Source organism: Allobosea sp. 05T422_2 (genome assembly GCF_056396265.1).
The window spans coordinates 1-16866 of the sequence record NZ_JBFTLD010000136.1; the positions used below are offsets into that span (position 1 = coordinate 1).

Below are 16866 nucleotides of genomic sequence, written 5' to 3' on the forward strand. Positions count from 1 at the left end.
CCCTCGATCAGGCGAGAGAAGATATCGCGGCCATATTCGTCGGCACCCAGCCAATGCACGGCGGAGAGACCCTGATCGGCCGCGGCGAAGTCCTGCAGCAGCGGGTCATGCGTCTGGAGCCAGGGGGCRAACACGACGACGACCAGGAGCAGGAGCAGGATGGCGGCGGCGATGGCCAGGAAGACGCGATCGAGCATGTCAGGCTCCCTTCACGCGGGGGTCGATGACCACGTAGAGCAGGTCGGTTGCAAGGTTCACCAGCACGACGAGGACCGAGAGAAGCACGAGGCCTCCCTGGATCAGGCTATAGTCGCGGGCGGTCACCGCGCCGACGAGCAGTTGCCCGACGCCCGGCCGGTTGAAGACGAGTTCGATCGCAATGGTGCCGCCGAGCGTGGCGACGATCATGAGTGAGAGCTGCGTCGTGATCGGGATCAGCGCGTTGCGCACGATGTGCTTCCAGACCACGACCCGCTCCGGCGTGCCGAGCGCGCGAGCCGTGCGGACATAGTCGCGGCCCGAGACGTCGAGGACGGCCGTGCGGGTGAGGCGCATCAGGCCGCAGCCCTTCAGCAGTCCGAGCGTCATCGCGGGAAGGACGAGGTAGCGCAGGTCGAAGGGCGTGTCGCCACCGCCGAGCAGCGGAAACCAGCCGAGCTTCAGCCCGAACACGATGAGCAGGATGAGGCCGAGATAGAAATCCGGAAGGGCCGAGCCGAACAGCGAGACGAGCCGGCTCGAATGATCGACGCCGCCACTCGGGCGCATCGCCGAGGCGACGCCCACGGGCACGCCGATCAGGATGCCGACCACGGTCGAGGCGAGCGTCAGCATGATCGTATAGGGCAGGTGCCGCAGCATCGTCGCGGTGACGTCGACCCCGTTGACGAGCGAGCGGCCGAGATCGAGATGCAGGAGCCCCCAGAGGAAGCGGCCATATTGGACGAGGAGCGGCTGGTCGAGCCCGAGTGTCCTGCGGACATTCTCGATCGTCTGGGCATTGGCGCGGTCGCCGAGCATGGCGATGACGGGATCGCCCGGCAGGAGCCGCATGGCGAAGAAGACGAAGGAGAAGACYAGGAAGGCGGTCAGAATTGCATCGGCCAGTCGCTTGAGAACGAACCGCCCCATCGTCTCGCAAACCTTTCAGGGCATGGCCGGCGGCATGAAGCCACCGGCGCCTGGCGCTCGATCATCTGACCGAATGTCGTATCCGCCCAGTGATCCAACCTCTTGTGTTTGCATCGGCTGTCCCGAAAACCGCTCTCCAGGTTTCAGGCCGATGCCCTAGCGGGCTACGCGCCGCGCCGTGGCGTATTCGTATTGGCCAAAGCCGCTGAGCGGCTTGTAGCCGAGGTCGACATGGCCCTGGATCGCGCTGACCAGGGGTTGGGTCTGCAGCGGCAGCACCGGCATGTCGCGCAGGATCTGGAGTTGGGCCTCCTTGAGCAGCGCCAGCTGCCGGTCGACATCGGTCGACCCGACGGCCTCGTCGACGAGCTTGTCAACGCTGCCGCCGATCTCGCCGTAATGCGAGAAATTGCGCAACGATGCCGGCTTGCCGACCGCCGCGGCCGAATGCAGGAACTCGTTGATCACGGCGGGCGCCGTCGGCGCGATCGCCGTCGACAGCATGTCGATCGTGCCTTCGTCCTTTCGGATGGCGGCGTGATAGCTCGCATGGTCCATGATCTTGAGCTTCACGTCGATGCCGACCTTGCGCAGCATGTCCTGCACCATCAGCATGTTCTGCTTGTAGTCGGAGCGCTCGCTCGACAAGGCCTCGATGCTGAAGCCGTTGGGGTGGCCGGCCTCCGCCAGCAGGGCCTTGGCCTTGATCGGATCGTAATCGTAGCGAAGCTCGGCGGGGATATCGGCTGTCTTCAGGGCGCCGTAGAACTCTTCCGGGACGATCGTGGGCAGCGGGCCGTGGACCACGCCGAACACAGATTTCCAGACCTTGCGATCGACTGCATAGGCGATGGCCTGGCGCACGCGCACGTCGTCGAGCGGCTTGATCTTCATGTTGAAGTGGAGGAATTGCAGGCTCCCGGGCTGCATGATGCTGATCTGGGCATCGCTCCGGGCCTTCTGGATCTGATCAACCCAACGCGGTTCGCGCGGGCCGCTGGTCTGGTCGATCTCCTTGCCGATGAAAGCGATTGTCGCGGCATTGTCGGCCGGGATGTAGCGGAAGCGCAGGGTCGCGGTCGGCGGTGCGCCGCGGAAATAATCCTTGTTCGACTTGAGGACGATCGATTCCTGCGGCCGGTACTCGGCGAATTCGAACGGCCCGCTGCCGATCGGCGCGCGGCCGAATTCGGCTCCAAGCTTTTCGACGGCTTTGCGCGGCACGATGTAGCGGCCGAAACCGGGCGTCAGGGCCGAGGCGTGAAAGAACGCGTTCGGTGCCTTGAGGACGAAACGGACCGTCAGCGGATCGACGACCTCGATTGTGTCAATGTCCTTGAAGCTGGCGCCGTGCACGCCGCCGAGCTTGGGGTCGAGTTGGCGTTCATAGGAGAACTTCACGTCATCGGCAGAGACCTCGCCATAGCCCTGGTGCCATTTCACGCCGGGCTTGAGATAGAAGGTCCAGACCTTCTTGTCGGGCGACACCTCCCATCGTTCCGCGAGCTCCGGCTGAAGCGCCGCCAGCTCGATGTCCATGGTGCCGCGCTTGGTATTGACCAGCGAGTTGAAGACCTGGAGCACGATCGTCTCGTCGTCGCCCGTCTTKGTCAGGGCTGGATCGATCGAACCGAGGTCGCGGGCCTGGAGCCGCAGCGTCAGCGTGTCGGTCGCGCCCTGCGCGAAGGCTGCGCCGTTGTGCGACACGGCACTGAGGCCGGCCATGCTCAGGGCGCTCGCGACGACTGAGCGTCGTGTGATGCGTGTCATGATTTCCTCCTGTGGGAATGGCGGGCTCTTTCGGCCGCGCTCATTCGAAGACGCTGTGGCTGACCTTGTGCTTCTCGATGAAATCCCAGTCATAGTTGACGCCGAGGCCTGGACCGTCGGGCACGACGAAGCAGCCGTCTGAGGCGACCGCGTCGAGCTTGTCGGAATATCCGTCGGTATAGAACGTGCCGACAGCCTGGCCGCGCGACGGCCCGACCATGGCCAATTCATAGAAGTTCGTGTTTCGGATGGCGGCCATGGCGTGGCGATGTGCCGGACCATTGCCGTGGAGCTCGACATCGAGGCCMAGCGCCTCGGCGAAATGGGCGATCTTCATCGTGCCGGTGATGCCGATATCGAGATCGGGATCGGCCCGCACGAAGTCGGTGCCGTCGGCGAGAGTGAGTGTCGCCATGGCTTCCAGCCCACGCACGTGCTCGCCAAGCAGGATCGGCGTCTTGATCAGTTMGCGCAGGCGACGATGGGCGTGGGCAGCAAGCCCGCCGTCACTATAGKGATCCTCGTACCAGAAGAAGCCGGCMTCATCGCAGGCACGGCCACAGGCGAGGGCGTCGGCGAAGGTCTTCAGGTGACAGGCTGAATCGTGCATCAGCTTCATGCGCCCGCCGACACGCCGACCGAGAAGCCGGATCGCGGCGGCATCACGCCGCCAACCGCCATCGGTCCAGCCGTGCATCTTGAAGGCGCGATACCCCAGGCCGTGGCATTCCTCGGCGAATTCGGCGAAGGCCTCGGGCGTGGCCAGACCACCGCCATCGCCACCAAACCAGGTCGATGCGTAAGCCGGCAGGCGCTTGCCGCGATGGCCGCCGAGCAGATCGCTGACCGAATGGCCGGTGCGCTTGCCGGCGAGGTCCCAGAGGGCGTTGTCGATCTGGCAGCCGCCGATCCGGTCTTCCTTGCGCAACCAGCGGCGAATGTCTTCGTAGATCGTCTCACGGGCATAGCAGTCCCGCCCGATGATCCATTTGGCGATGAAATGGGTCTGCGGGGCGGTGTCCGTACGCCCGCCGACATATTCGCCGCGCGCGCCGTCCTGGGTTTCGATGCGGACCGCGATGCGTTTGCGTGTCGTTCGCACGCCTGGCATGTCGATGCCGCTCGGGCTGACATCGAAGGCGACGTTCTCCATGTCCTGCGCGAACAGAATGACGTCGATCCGGCGGATCCGCGTGGCCGCCGAGCCGAGGACGTCGCGGGCGGCGCTTGCCGTGTCTTCTACGCTCAGCATGGCGCCCTCACTCGATCACGACATGCGATTTGGCATTGCGGGTGATGTAGTCCCAGTCGTAGCTCACCCCCAGACCGGGCCCTCCGGGCACCGGAAAGCATCCATCAGCACCGACGCTGTCGAGATCGTCGGAATAGCCGCAGGTGTAGACCGGCGCATTGAAATTGCCTCGGGACGGCCCGACCATCGACAGTTCGTAGAAATTGGTGTTGCGGATCGCCGCCATGCAGTGCCGGTGGGCGGGTCCTGGCGCATGCAACTCGACATCGAGGCCGAGCGCCTCGGCAAAATGCGCGATCTTCATCGTTCCGGTGATACCGATGTCGAAATCGGGGTCGGCGCGCACGAAATCGGTGCCGTCGGCGATTGTCAGCGTCGCCATGGATTCCAACCCCCGCACATGCTCTCCGAGCAGGAGAGGCGTCTTCAGCATCTCGCGCAGCCGCCGGTGGGCGTGGGCGGCAAGACCACCGTCGCTATAGGGATCCTCGTACCAGAAGAAATTGGCGTCATCGCAGGCCCGGCCGACTTCGAGCGCGTCGGCAAAGCTGCGCAGATGGCAGGCAGCGTCATGCATCAGCGCCATCCTGTCGCCGATGCGCTGGCCAAGCAGACGCACGGCCGCGGCATCGCGCGTCGGGCTGCCGTCGGTCCAGCCATGCATTTTGAATCCGCGGTAGCCGAGCTCGTAACATTCCTCGGCGAAGTCGGCGAAGGCTTCGGGGGTCGTGAGGCCGCCACCCTCGCCGCCGAACCAGGTCGAGGCGTAGGCGGGGAGGCGGGTCTTGCCGCCGCCGAGCATTTGGCTKACCGACAGGCCCAGTCGATGGCCGGCCAGATCCCACATCGCGATGTCGATCACGCCAGCGCCCATGCGGTCTTCCTTGCGGAGCTGGCGGCGGACACGCTCATAGGCCCGTTCGCGGGCGAAGACGTCGAGGCCGAGCACAGCGCGGGCGCAGGCCGCGGCCTGGGCCAGCGAGTTCGCCTGGCCGCCGACATAGGCGCCCCGCGCGCCGTCCCGCGTTTCCATTCGCACTGCGAGGCGAGTGCGCGCGGACTTCGCGCCGGTCACGTCGATGCCGCCGGGTCCGACTCCGACCATCGGATAACTGAATATCCAAATTTCGACACGGACGATTTCGCTCGCGCGAGGACCTGGTTCGGCTCCGTCTTGCGTCTTGTCCAGTAGCCGCACGTCCATGGTGCTCGCTTCCAATCCCTTKGCACGGCCGGTTGTGACCCAGGGTCCGGGTCGCGAGGCCCAGGCTGGCTGGACATCTTCGGCTTCGTCGGATTATATAATATCTATAACTTCGCAGAAGGCGGCGAATGTCAAGACGTCCGAATGAGGCTGATTGCGTCGCACGGGTTGCATCAACCCGCATTGCGTTTCACGAACGGGCGGCGATCGGGCGGGCGGTGGAATCGACGATGAGAGCGCCGAGATGACGGACGCACCGGCCMCCGCCAGCCGAATCGTGCCCTTCATGCAGGCGACGACGTATCAGCGGCTGCGCGAGGCCATCCGCGCCGACATCGTTGCCGGGACCTTTGCGCCGTCTGAACATTTGAAAATGGCGGCGCTGGTGCAGCGCTACGGGACGAGCCCCGCGCCGATCCGCGAGGCGCTTGGGCAGCTCGAAGGCGAGGGCTGGATCGAGATTCTACCGAACCGGGGCGCGCGGGTTCGTTCGATCGAACGGGCCTTCATCCGCGAATTATTCGAGATCCGCCTTGCTCTTGAACCGCCTCTGGCCGGCTACAGCGCGGCGGTTGCAACCGTTAGCGACATCAACGCACTCTGGGCTATCCATAAGGATTATGCCGCCGCGATCGGCCAGGGCAATTCGGCGGCGATCTCCTCGACCAATGGCGCTTTCCACACCAGCATCCTGTCGATCCGCCCGAACCGATCCGCGCTGGTTCTGCTCGATCAGCACAATGCATTCGTTGGAGCGACGCGACGCCGCTTCGGCTTCCCCGACCACCGCCTTGCCGCAATGGTGCCCGAGCACGAKGCGATCATCGAGGCCTGCGCGCGCAACGATGCGACTGCCGTGCGTCGGCTGATGCGTGCGCATATTCAACGCTCGATCGACGAGTTGATCCCGCGGCTGCCGGGCAACGACCCGGATCATCTCGAGAGTTGAACAGTTCTGACAGGTGCGAGCGGTGGCTTTTACTATCAACCGAGCGTGCTGAGTGGGGTTCCGGTGGATGCAGCCATTTGAAATGACGAACCTTCGGTCGCACTGCGCCGATCTCTACGTTCTCAGCCAAGTAGAAGGCGATCCGCCTGGCCAACGACACCGAGAACGGGCCGATTTTAATGTCTGCACACGCGACCTCTCCGACGGGTTGCGGGGCGCGGGCAAACTGGAAAGCGTCATGGGCGGCACCGATCGACGGCTTAGGGTGGATCTATCGGCTCCGTTCGACGCTACCAAGCAGAGTGGGTTCGCGCGACGCCATCCTCGTATTCAGTGAGACTAAATAGGTCGCAGTGAGCTGATGAGCGCCCTGCGATAATCAGGTGGGTCTAACGTACCAAGGGGGGGCATAATGAAGATTGCCAAGGTAGAGACGTTCCAGGTTGATTGGGGTGCGTCTGCAAAGGGGGCGCGAAGCGCGTTCGTCCGGATCGAGACTGAGGATGGTCAATACGGCCTGGGTGAAGCCTCGCCCATGCAAGGCGGCCTGGCTTCGCTAGTCATCATCGCCAACGACATGGCGCCGGCCCTGATCGGGAAGGATGCTCTCGATCATGCCATCCTGCTGGACACTTTGTTCCACAAGTGCATCAAACTTGGGCCGGAAGGGGCCACAACGGCCGCGCTCGCAGCGCTCGACATCGCGCTCTGGGATCTCAAAGGAAAGCTGCTCGGCCAGCCTGTCTACAAGCTACTCGGCGGGGCCTGGCGCACGGCTCTACCCTGCTATGCCTCCGTTGGGGGCAATGCCTGGCGCACGGTTGATCAGGTTGTCGAAGTCGTCATGCGGCGGGTGGAGAAGGAGCGGCCCGCGGCGGTGAAGATCCGCTGGGACGGCGACCGGACCAGGCAGGACGTCGATATTCCCGGCGACATTGCCAAGGCCAAGGCTGTCCGCAAGGCGCTGGGCGATCAGTTCGTGCTCGGGTTCGACGCTAATAACGGCTATTCGGTCGGCGGCGCGATGCGGGTCGGCCGGGCGCTCGAAGACCTTGGCTACACGTGGTTCGAAGAGCCCGTGCAGCACTACCATGTCGCTGCCATGGGCGAGGTCGCCCAGCGCCTCGACATCACCGTTTCCGCCGGCGAGCAGACCTATACGCTTCAGGGGCTCAAGGACCTGATCAATGCCGGCGTGCGCATGGTGCAGCCTGACATCGTCAAGATGGGAGGCATCACCGGGCTGATGCAATGCGCCGCCGTCGCCTATGCTCACGGCGTCGAGCTCGTCCCGCACCAGACCCAGCCTTCCGTCGGCCACCTCGCCAATATTCATGTGCTGTCGACCATCATGCATCTCAGCAAACCGGTCGAATTGGCGGATAACTGGGAGCGGGCCGGATCGCTCTTCAAGAAGAACCCGTCCGAGCCCATCGATGGCCGCTTCGAATTGCCGACGGCCCCGGGGCTCGGAATGGAATTCGACGAGGCCGAGATGAAAAAGCGGAGCATTCCCATCAGCGCCTGACGTCAGAACAAGGCAAAAAGGGAGGAAAAAATAATGAAACTAACCAGAAGAACGTTTCTCGGTCACGCCTCGACGATTGCAGCGGCTGCGGCGCTGGGGGCTCCCATCGCTCATGCAAAGGACGAGGCGATCTCGATCGCCCTGGCGGCGCGTTCGCCCACGAGCATCAATCCGCAGCAGCCCGGGATGACCGGGGGCGACAACTGGGCGATTCACCAGGTGTTCGATACCCTCGTGAAATCAGATGAAGGGACGTTTGCAATCCGGCCCGAGGACTTCCGCCCCAGTCTCGCCGAGAGCTGGGAAAGCTCGGAGGATGCCAAGACGTGGACATACAAGCTGCGCCGAGGGGTGAAGTTCCACAAGGGCTACGGTGAAATGACGGCTGACGATGTCGTCTTCACCTTCGCCCGGCATCTTGATCCGAAGATCGTGACCAACCAGAAGCCGCTCTACTCCAATGTCGAGGCGGTCAAGGCGCTCGATCCCCACACCGTCCAGTTTACCCTCAAACGGCCCGATCCGCTGTTCAACGGCAGCGTCGTGACCACCCTCGCGGCCTCGATCCTCTGCCGGAAGGCCTTCGAGGAGAAGGGCAAGGACTTCGCCATGAGTCCGGTCGGGACGGGCCCATACCAGGTGGAAAGCGTCAGCCCCAGCGACGGGATCCAACTGGCTGCCTTCCCAGATCACTTCGCTGGACCGGCGGTTACCAAGACGATCCATGTCCGCTTCATTGCCGACACGACGGCGCGAACCCTCGCCTTCGCCTCAGGCCAGGTCGACATGATCGAAGGCGTCCGCTCTCCCGGCTGGCTCCCATCGATGCGCCAGCGCTCGGCCAGCACGATCTTCGACGCCACGGCGCCCGGCAGCTTCAACCTGCTCCACCTGAACCTGACGCGGCCGCCGCTGAACGATATCCGCGTGCGGCAGGCGATCCGCTACGCCATCAACAGCGACCAGATCGCAACGGCATTTGCCGGTCTTGCGGTCCCGATGGTCGGGGTCATCGCTCCGCAATTCGCCGGAGCGGTCAAGAAAGCGGATTTGCCGCCCGAGCTGCAATACAACYACGATCCCAAGAAAGCCAAGGCGCTGCTGGCAGAGGCGGGGCACCCGAACGGCGTGACCATTCCCTGCTTCACCAGCCAGCGTGAGGATTATGCGGCGATCATGCTGATGCTCCAGGAGCAGCTGCGCGCCGTCGGCATCAACCTCGATCTCAAGATCATCGACCATGCGACCATGCATTCCGAGAACCGAAAGGACCGGAATTCGATCGCCCTGTACTCGTCCAGCTACCCGCCGGTGCCGACGCAGCCCTTCCTGCAGCTGCTGTCGGCCGAAGCGGACGTCAAGGCCGATGGCACCGGAGCGGAAAACTACAGCCACTACGGCGTCGCCATTCCCGGCATCGACGCACTCATCGAAAAGGCTCAGGACGAGCCCGATTTCAACAAGCGTATCGCGCTCATCCAGGACATCGAGAAGCAGGTTCTGCGTGATCTGCCGCTCCTTGGGATTGTCACGCTCTCCTATGTCATAGCGCGCAATCCGCGTGTGAACATCGGATTCCCGGTCAAGTCTGGCTACGCCTATTGGCGTTTGAACAAGGCCACGCGCGTCTAAAGGGGCAGACCATGCTGCGTGTCATCGGAGCGAGACTGCTCGATGCCGTGCCGACGGTCCTGCTGGTGCTGACGCTCGTGTTCATCGCGCTGCGCCTGCTCCCTGGGGACCCGGCACTCGTCGCCCTCGGCGACTATGCGACCGCGGAACAGCTTGCGCTGTTTCGCGAGCAAATGGGGCTGAATGCGCCCCTCTGGCAGCAGTACCTCACCTTCATCTGGGACATGCTGACGCTCGATTTCGGGCAGTCCCTGATCGATCGAACGCCGGTCCTCCGGCTGCTGGCCGATAATCTGCCCTACACGATCGAGCTGACGCTTGTCGCGACGGGGATGGGGCTGCTCGTCGGGATTCCGCTCGGGGTGGTCGCGGCCGTCAACCGCAACAAGCTCCCCGACGCCGGCGTTCGCGTGTTCTCCCTCATCGGGTACGCGATCCCCGACTTCTATCTCGGGGCGCTCCTGCTGATCGTGTTTGCCCTGACCCTCGGCTGGTTCCCGATCAATGGCGGGGGCACCGGATTTTTCGACCGCATGTACCACGTGTTTCTGCCGGCGGTGACACTCGCCATGGTCAAGACGGCCTTCCTCGGCCGGTTGACACGGACCTCACTGCTCGAGGTCCTTGGCAAGGACTATATCCGCACGGCACGGGCGAAAGGCGCACGAGAGAACCGCGTCATCTATCGGCACGGGCTGCGCAACGCCTTGCTGCCGATCACGACCGGGCTGGGGCTCAGTCTTCTGGCGACGCTGTCTGGGTCGGTCGCGATCGAGCTGGTCTTCAACCGGCCAGGCATCGGGGAAGTCCTGATCAGCGCAATCGCCAAGCGGGACTATCCAGTCATCCAGGCGGGCGTCGTGGTGTTCGCCTTCTTTGTTGTTCTGATCAACCTGCTGGTCGACCTCGCCTACATCGTGGTCGATCCCAGAATTCGGGTGAAGTGATGACGCTTGCCACGGAACAGACCCATGTTCTCGCGCCGGAAGAGCCACGCTTCGGATTGCTGCGCAGCATCATCCTGGGCCAGCCCTCCACGATCCTGGCGACGATCATCATCGCGGTCTTCCTTGCCATCGCCGTTCTGGCGCCCGCGATTGCACCTTATGACCCGCTGGCGCAGAGCTATCTCGCGATCAACTCATACCCGTCGGCGGAACACTGGCTCGGCACGGATCAGTTCGGACGAGACGTGCTGTCGCGCCTGATCTTCGGATCACGCAATTCGCTGATCTTCGGTCTGATCTCTCCGACGCTGGCTGCGCTCGTTGGTACCGCACTTGGCGTCGCCGCCGGGTATTTCGGCGGGATGATCGATCGTCTGGTGACCCGGATCATCGACCTCCTGCTGGCATTCCCGGAGCTGCTGCTCGCTATCATGATCGCAGCCGTGCTCGGCGGCGGCTTCTGGAACGTCGTGGCGGTGATAACCATCGCGTTCGTGCCGGGCTTTGCCCGCGTGGCGCGGGCCTCGACGCTCGCGGTCAAGCAGGAACCCTATGTTGAAGCGGCCATCGCCGCGGGGGTCACCACGCCCATGATCATCGTCCGGCATGTGCTCCCGAATATCTCGGCGCCCATCGTGGTGCTGATGACGCTGTGGGTCGCATCGGCCATTCGGCTCGAGGCCTCCCTCAGCTTCCTCGGGATCGGCACCCAGCCGCCCAATCCGAGCTGGGGCAACATCATCCGCGACGGCTTGGGGAACATCTTTGGCTCCCCCTGGCCGATCATCGGAGCGGGCTTCGCCATCACGATGGTCGTCCTGGCCTTCAACCTGATCGGCGATGCGGCCCGCGACGTGCTCGATCCGGAGACTGCTCAATGACGCCACCTCTTCTGAAAGTAGAGAATCTGGCGGTCGAGTTCGGTCCCAAGACCAATCCCATCCGTGCCGTCAATGGCGTGAGTTTCGAGATCGAGGCCGGCGGCGCCGTTGGCATCGTCGGCGAGTCCGGGTCGGGGAAGTCGATCACGTCGCTGTCGATCCTGCGGCTGATCCCCGAGCCGCCGGGCCGGATTGTGCAGGGCCGGGTCGAGCTGAACGGGGTCAATCTTCTCGATCTGCCCCGAGCGAAAATGCCCGATATCCGCGGGCGCGAAATCGCGATGATCTTTCAGGAGCCGATGAGTTCGCTCAACCCCCTGATGACCATTGGCGATCAAATCGGCGAAGCCATCGTGCTCCATTCCGCGCTCGATCGCGAAGCGCGGCGGCGCCGGGTGATCGAGGTGCTGAACCTTGTGGGGATTCCCGATGCCGCGGGCCGGGTCGACGCCTATCCTCACCAGTTCTCGGGCGGGATGCGCCAACGCGTGATGATCGCGATGGCGCTCGCATKCAGCCCCAAGCTGTTGATCGCCGACGAGCCGACAACCGCGCTCGACGTCACGATCCAGGCCCAGGTGCTCGAACTGATGAAGCGGGTTCGGTCCGCGACGAACACGGCAATCCTCCTGATCTCGCACGATMTGGGCGTCATTGCCGATGTCTGCGAACGGGTGATCGTCATGTATGCCGGTCGTGTCGTGGAAGACGGCGACGTGCGATCGATTTTCCGCAGGCCAAGTCATCCCTATACGCGCGGTCTGCTGGAATCGATCCCCCACCTCAGGGATCAGCGCCGACGCCTGTTCCAGATTCCCGGCTCGGTGCCATTGCCCGGCACCGTCAAGCAGGGCTGCCCGTTCTATTCCCGATGTTCGCTGCGGGTTGACGAATGCGCCAGGGAAATGCCGCCGATGTTCCGCTTCGGCGAGAGCCATACAGCGGCCTGCTGGGTCACAGCAAAGGCGGAGGCCGTCCAATGATCGAGCCGCTTATCCGGACCGAGAATCTCAGCAAGACCTTTGGCGAGGCCGGCGGCCTTTTCCGCAGATCGAAGGGCAGCAGCGTCCGTGCCGTGGACGGCGTGTCCTTTTCGATCAATCGCGGCGAGACCGTCGCGGTCGTCGGGGAGTCCGGCTGCGGCAAGTCCACCATGGGACGGCTGCTGCTGCGCTTGATCGATGCGACGGAAGGCAGCGTCTTCTTCGAGGGAACGGACATCAACACGCTCTCGCGAAGCGAGATGCGGCAGATGCGCCAAAGAGCACAAATGGTGTTTCAGGATCCCTACGGGTCCCTGAGCCCGCGCAGGAGCATTGCCGACATCGTCGCCGAACCGCTCGAGGCTTTCGGCCTTGTTCGCAACCGACGGGAGAAACGGGAGCGGGTCGCGGAACTTCTGAACCAGGTCGGACTATCGCCCAGCTTCATGGACCGGAAGCCGCGCCAGTTCTCGGGCGGCCAACGTCAGCGGATCGGCATTGCCCGGGCCATTTCGGTTGATCCGAGTTTCGTCGTGGCGGATGAGCCGGTCTCCGCCTTGGACGTCTCCGTGCAGGCACAGATCGTCAATCTTCTGCAGGACCTGCAGGAGCAGAAGCGCTTCACATATCTCTTCATTGCCCATGACCTTGCCGTGGTCCGGCACATCGCTGACCGGGTCATGGTGATGTATCTAGGACGCGTCGTTGAGATCGGGCACAAGGAGCAGATCTATTCGGCCCCGCAACACCCCTACACCCAGGCCCTCCTGTCGGCGGCCCCTGAGCCGGACCCGGATTTCAAGGCCAGGCGCATCATTCTCGAGGGCGACGTCCCCAGCCCGACACGCGTTCCTACGGGGTGCAGTTTTCACACCCGCTGCCCGCTGGTGCAGGACATTTGCAAGGCAGAACGCCCAGCATTGCGCGAAGTGATGCCTGGGCAAAGCGCAGCTTGCCACTTTGCGAGTCCGAATCCCATACCGGCCTGAACAGCGCACGGCTGCTCGATCGCGTTTCCACGGCGACTTCGGAGCGACAATCCATGCCGCTCTCCCAAGACAATCCTGAAGCCTCGCCGTCCCTTATTACGGAGGGCATTTCTCCGTCAGCCGGACGATTTCCGGCTCGAGCTCGTGGGCGGGCGCCATCGCTCCGAGTCAGTCAGCTGCGGAAGGTTCTCGTCGCATTTGCGGCCGGCGCTGGCCGGCTAATCGACGGTGGAAGGTGATCTGCTTCCGGCTGAGCGGCGTGCGACGAGATGGCGCCGACAATTGTGGCGAGGTGCGATCCGGGCGATGGCCGGGCGGCCTGGCCGATAGTCAGCACGATCCCTGAGCAAGTTGCCGTATGCGGCGGCAACCAAGCACTTCATTCGGGGCGCTTGGCGAATTCCTCGCCGGCAATCCGCACCGCCTGTTGCACGACGGGATAGCCGCTGTAGGGCACGAGGTTGAGGAGGGTTTCGAGCACCTCCTTGCGGCTCGCGCCGGCATTGAGTGCCGCGTTGATGTGGACACGCAGCGGGGCTTCCGTAGTCGTGGTCGCGACCGCCGCCAAGGCCGCGCAGGCCGTCAGCTCGCGGATTATAGGATCGATGCCTGGTCGTGAGAAAACGTCGCCGTACGAGTGCTCGACGATCATCCGACCGATATCCGGTGYAATGTCGTCGAAGCTGCGGATGACCGTTTCACCGGATGCTCCGGAGGTCTGTGCAAGTGTCGCGAGCCCGCGCTTCCGACGCAACTCCCGGCTCTCGGACAGTTGTGCCGCCGCGGATGGCGCCGTGATCGCTGTAGCGCCGCGGTCTGCCGAGAAGGCCCGTTGGGCGAGACCGAAGGCGTTGAGTGCGGCGGGAAATCCGGCATAGACGCTAAGCTGCATTAGCGCCTCGGCAATCTCTGCAGGCGACAGGCCCTGCTTGAGGGCGACTTTGAGATGGAAATCGAGAGCGTCGTCGCGGTTGCCGGTCGCCGCCAGCATCGAAATGATGGCGAGGTGCTTGGCCTTCGGTTCCAACCCCTCGCGCGCCAGCGACTCGCCGAAGGCGAATTCAATCGACCAGCGTGCAAGGTCCGGCGAGATCGCTTCAAGAGGCCGCAGATGGCCTTCGCCGTTGACCGCTAGGAGGGCTTCCAGTCCGCGCCGGTATCGCTGCGTTCCGTCGTCGCTTGCCGGTGGCGGGGCCTCGAAGGTGATGCCTCGCTCCTGGAAGATCTCGCGCGCCAGGGCGATCGAAACGACGGCGGAGGGGAAGCCGAGAACCGCCACGGATACGAACAGCAACTCGACCAAATCCTGCGGTCTCCCGCCGGCGTTGAGGAAGCCTGTCATATGAAACTTGAGCTGCGGTTTGACGCTGCCCAGCGCCATCAAACAAGAGACGGTGCAAATCTGCCGTAGCGGCAAACTCAGTCCCGGGCGGGAGAGAATATCGCCATAAGAATATTCGACCGTAAAACGCGCCAAGTCCGGCGACGCCTCTGCAAGGCGTTTGATCGGCAAGTCAAAACCCTCGCCGCCGATCCRCTGGAGAACCTTCATGCCGCGTTCGAAACGCTCGCCGTTTGCGTCTTGAGCCATGGTCTGCTGGGCTCCCATCAAGCCGCTTCATGAAGAGGGTTTCGGGGGGCATGACTTCGGCCATGCGGCGCGATAGAGCCGCCGCCCCGTGCCCCTATCAGAGATTCATCGCTGAACGATTGCGATAAATCCAATTCATTAATAATATCATCGTCATGAATGCGGTTCATCTTGCCAATATCGATCTGAATCTGCTGGTGGTGTTCGATGCCGTGTTTGCAGAAGGTCATGCCACGCGCGCAGCCGAACGGATCGGGCTGACCCAGCCGGCCGTGAGCCACGCGCTCAACCGGCTGCGTGCTTTGTTCGGCGATCCACTCTTCGTCCGCTCGCCGCGTGGCATGGTGCCGACTTCGCTGGCCCAAGACATCGCGCCGAACGTGCGATCTATCCTCGAGCAGGTGCAAGGCGTACTGCGTGGCGGGCGTGCTTTCGACCCGACCGCGAGCACACGGCAGTTCGTCCTCGGTCTCTCGGACTATGCCGCCTTCGTGCTTCTGCCTCGCCTGACCGCACGCCTCGACCAAGAGGCGCCGGGCCTGTCTCTCGTCGCCCGCAATACGAGCCGGAGCGTCGGCCTGCCGATGCTGGAGGATGGAACGGTCGAACTGATCGCGGGCAACTTTCCGGAGCCGCCGACACACATGCGGGAGGAACTGCTCTACGAAGAAGACTTCATCTGCGCCGGCCGCGGCGACCACCCCAATCTCGGCGAACCGCTCGATCTCGACCGATATTTGGCCCTTCGCCACATTCAGGTCTCGATGAGGGGCAATCCGAGCGGCTATGTCGACGCCGTGCTGGCGGAAAGAGGGCTCAAGCGAAATGTGGCCGTAACCGTCGGACACTTCCTGATGGCCCCAATGCTGGTGGACGCCTCCGATCTCGTGGCGACGGAACCACGCCGCCTCTTTACGCCGCTTGCCGGCCGCCTACCCCTCAGGCTCTTCCCGCCGCCGATCGACATTCCCCAGTTCCGGGTGGTGCAGACATGGCACTCAAGGCACGATGCTGATCCGGGCCATCAGTGGCTGCGKCGCATTCTCCKGGAAGTCGGTCAACAGGCATAAGTCACTAATCTACGGGCGACCCCCTGAACGGTCCCGCTCACTCGGCGCTTCATCGTCGGCCCATACTACTAGGTAGTTCGATGGCGTCGGACATTTTCGCGGCAGACGGCCAAAGGCGTCGCACGTTAAATTCGATTCCTGAGCGCGAAGCCGAGCTGAACCGGGCCAATCACTCTGCGGCAATTTGGAGGGCTAGCGTAGACATGGTGCCCATCATCGTGGAGCGTAGCCCGCCAGCCCCGCCGATTCCCACTCGAGCGGTTCGGCCCCGAGTTGATCTTCATTGAAAACGTGCCTGGCATAGCGGTCGGCAAGAGCGACGAGAGCGCTCCGCTCGATCGCCTTATCGAATGGCTCGGCCGCAACGGCTACCTGCCCGATATCTTGGCACACTTCGTTGAGTGTGGTCTCCTGTCCCTTGTGGAAGTATGCTCTTGGGGAGGCGTGGGCGAGTTCTCATTCACGAGGCATATCAGGTTTCCATGTCAGGCCATGCGATCCACATCAAGATCGACGGAAGAACCTACTCGGGGACCTTCAAAGTTGACCGAAAGATGCTGATCGTCACAACAACCTACGGCAGCAAATCCGCCGAAACGAACCCGCGGGTGGCACATGAGACCCTTGCTCACCAACTCCTTCAGGAACTTGTCCAGCAGGAAAAGTCGCGCAAGGGCTCGACGCTCTGACGAAAGGCGTGCGCTCGGCATTGTCACGGGAATGATGTGATCTGAGCCTGCCACGGTAGGGTAGGAGCATACAGCACCGATTTCGTCATCGCGGGCACGAATGGCGATGATGTCATCACCGGCACGCCGGGCGACGACCGGATCTTCGCGGCCGGCGGCAATGACCAAGTCACTGCGCTTGCTGGCGATGACGAGGTCCATGGCGGCGCCGGCGACGATATCCTCGATGGCGGTCCGGGCGGCTTCGACA

Annotated in this window: 13 protein-coding genes and 2 pseudogenes; 9 read left to right on the forward strand and 6 right to left on the reverse strand. The window is 63.4% G+C overall.

Annotation, left to right across the window (positions count from 1 at the left end; genetic code table 11):
- From AC1DJT_RS21595 to AC1DJT_RS21615, 5 genes and pseudogenes are all read right to left on the reverse strand, one after another.
- Positions 1-197 (reverse strand): annotated as a pseudogene (locus AC1DJT_RS21595) (glutathione ABC transporter permease); the annotation flags it as partial.
- Position 198: 1 nt separating this feature from the next.
- A complete protein-coding gene (locus tag AC1DJT_RS21600; RefSeq protein WP_441492639.1) occupies positions 199-1131 on the reverse strand; it encodes an ABC transporter permease in 933 nt (310 codons plus the stop codon).
- 156 nt (positions 1132-1287) lie between these two features.
- Complete coding sequence (locus AC1DJT_RS21605) at positions 1288-2901, reverse strand: ABC transporter substrate-binding protein (protein ID WP_476770178.1); 1614 nt, start codon at positions 2899-2901, stop codon at positions 1288-1290.
- Between the two features lie 40 nt (positions 2902-2941).
- The gene (locus AC1DJT_RS21610; RefSeq protein ID WP_476834836.1) at positions 2942-4153 is read right to left on the reverse strand and encodes an enolase C-terminal domain-like protein; all 1212 of its coding nucleotides are present in this window, start codon (positions 4151-4153) and stop codon (positions 2942-2944) included.
- A 7-nt stretch (positions 4154-4160) separates the two neighbouring features.
- On the reverse strand, positions 4161-5258 hold the full coding sequence (locus AC1DJT_RS21615; RefSeq protein ID WP_441480557.1) for an enolase C-terminal domain-like protein: 1098 nt from the start codon (positions 5256-5258) through the stop codon (positions 4161-4163).
- Positions 5259-5601: 343 nt separating this feature from the next.
- On the opposite strand from AC1DJT_RS21615, the gene AC1DJT_RS21620 reads away from it, so the two are divergent.
- The 7 genes from AC1DJT_RS21620 (at position 5602) to AC1DJT_RS21650 (ending at position 13266) form a co-directional block, all read left to right on the forward strand.
- A complete protein-coding gene (locus tag AC1DJT_RS21620) occupies positions 5602-6306 on the forward strand; it encodes a GntR family transcriptional regulator (RefSeq protein ID WP_476834837.1) in 705 nt (234 codons plus the stop codon).
- Between the two features lie 412 nt (positions 6307-6718).
- On the forward strand, positions 6719-7834 hold the full coding sequence (locus AC1DJT_RS21625; RefSeq protein WP_476770180.1) for a mandelate racemase/muconate lactonizing enzyme family protein: 1116 nt from the start codon (positions 6719-6721) through the stop codon (positions 7832-7834).
- A 33-nt stretch (positions 7835-7867) separates the two neighbouring features.
- The gene (locus AC1DJT_RS21630; RefSeq protein ID WP_476834838.1) at positions 7868-9466 is read left to right on the forward strand and encodes an ABC transporter substrate-binding protein; all 1599 of its coding nucleotides are present in this window, start codon (positions 7868-7870) and stop codon (positions 9464-9466) included.
- An 11-nt stretch (positions 9467-9477) separates the two neighbouring features.
- Entirely contained in the window at positions 9478-10413 is a 936-nt protein-coding gene (locus AC1DJT_RS21635) for an ABC transporter permease (protein ID WP_441480561.1), read from the forward strand.
- Positions 10413-11294 carry an ABC transporter permease gene (locus AC1DJT_RS21640; RefSeq protein WP_476770662.1) on the forward strand — a complete coding sequence of 294 codons (882 nt, stop codon included), beginning with the start codon at positions 10413-10415 and terminating at the stop codon, positions 11292-11294. Before AC1DJT_RS21635 ends, AC1DJT_RS21640 begins: the two co-directional genes overlap by 1 nt.
- On the forward strand, positions 11291-12277 hold the full coding sequence (locus tag AC1DJT_RS21645; RefSeq protein ID WP_476834839.1) for an ABC transporter ATP-binding protein: 987 nt from the start codon (positions 11291-11293) through the stop codon (positions 12275-12277). Before AC1DJT_RS21640 ends, AC1DJT_RS21645 begins: the two co-directional genes overlap by 4 nt.
- On the forward strand, positions 12274-13266 hold the full coding sequence (locus AC1DJT_RS21650; protein ID WP_441508541.1) for an ABC transporter ATP-binding protein: 993 nt from the start codon (positions 12274-12276) through the stop codon (positions 13264-13266). Before AC1DJT_RS21645 ends, AC1DJT_RS21650 begins: the two co-directional genes overlap by 4 nt.
- A 379-nt stretch (positions 13267-13645) precedes the next feature.
- On the opposite strand, the gene AC1DJT_RS21655 is transcribed toward AC1DJT_RS21650, so the two are convergent.
- Positions 13646-14875, reverse strand: a complete 1230-nt coding sequence (locus AC1DJT_RS21655) for a carboxymuconolactone decarboxylase family protein (protein WP_476834840.1) — start codon at positions 14873-14875, stop codon at positions 13646-13648.
- A 137-nt stretch (positions 14876-15012) separates the two neighbouring features.
- Here AC1DJT_RS21655 and AC1DJT_RS21660 point away from each other — a divergent pair, with 137 nt between their 5' ends.
- Both AC1DJT_RS21660 and AC1DJT_RS21665 read left to right on the forward strand, forming a co-directional pair.
- Complete coding sequence (locus AC1DJT_RS21660; RefSeq protein WP_476834841.1) at positions 15013-15927, forward strand: LysR family transcriptional regulator; 915 nt, start codon at positions 15013-15015, stop codon at positions 15925-15927.
- A gap of 803 nt (positions 15928-16730) precedes the next feature.
- Positions 16731-16866 (forward strand): annotated as a pseudogene (locus AC1DJT_RS21665) (hypothetical protein); the annotation flags it as partial.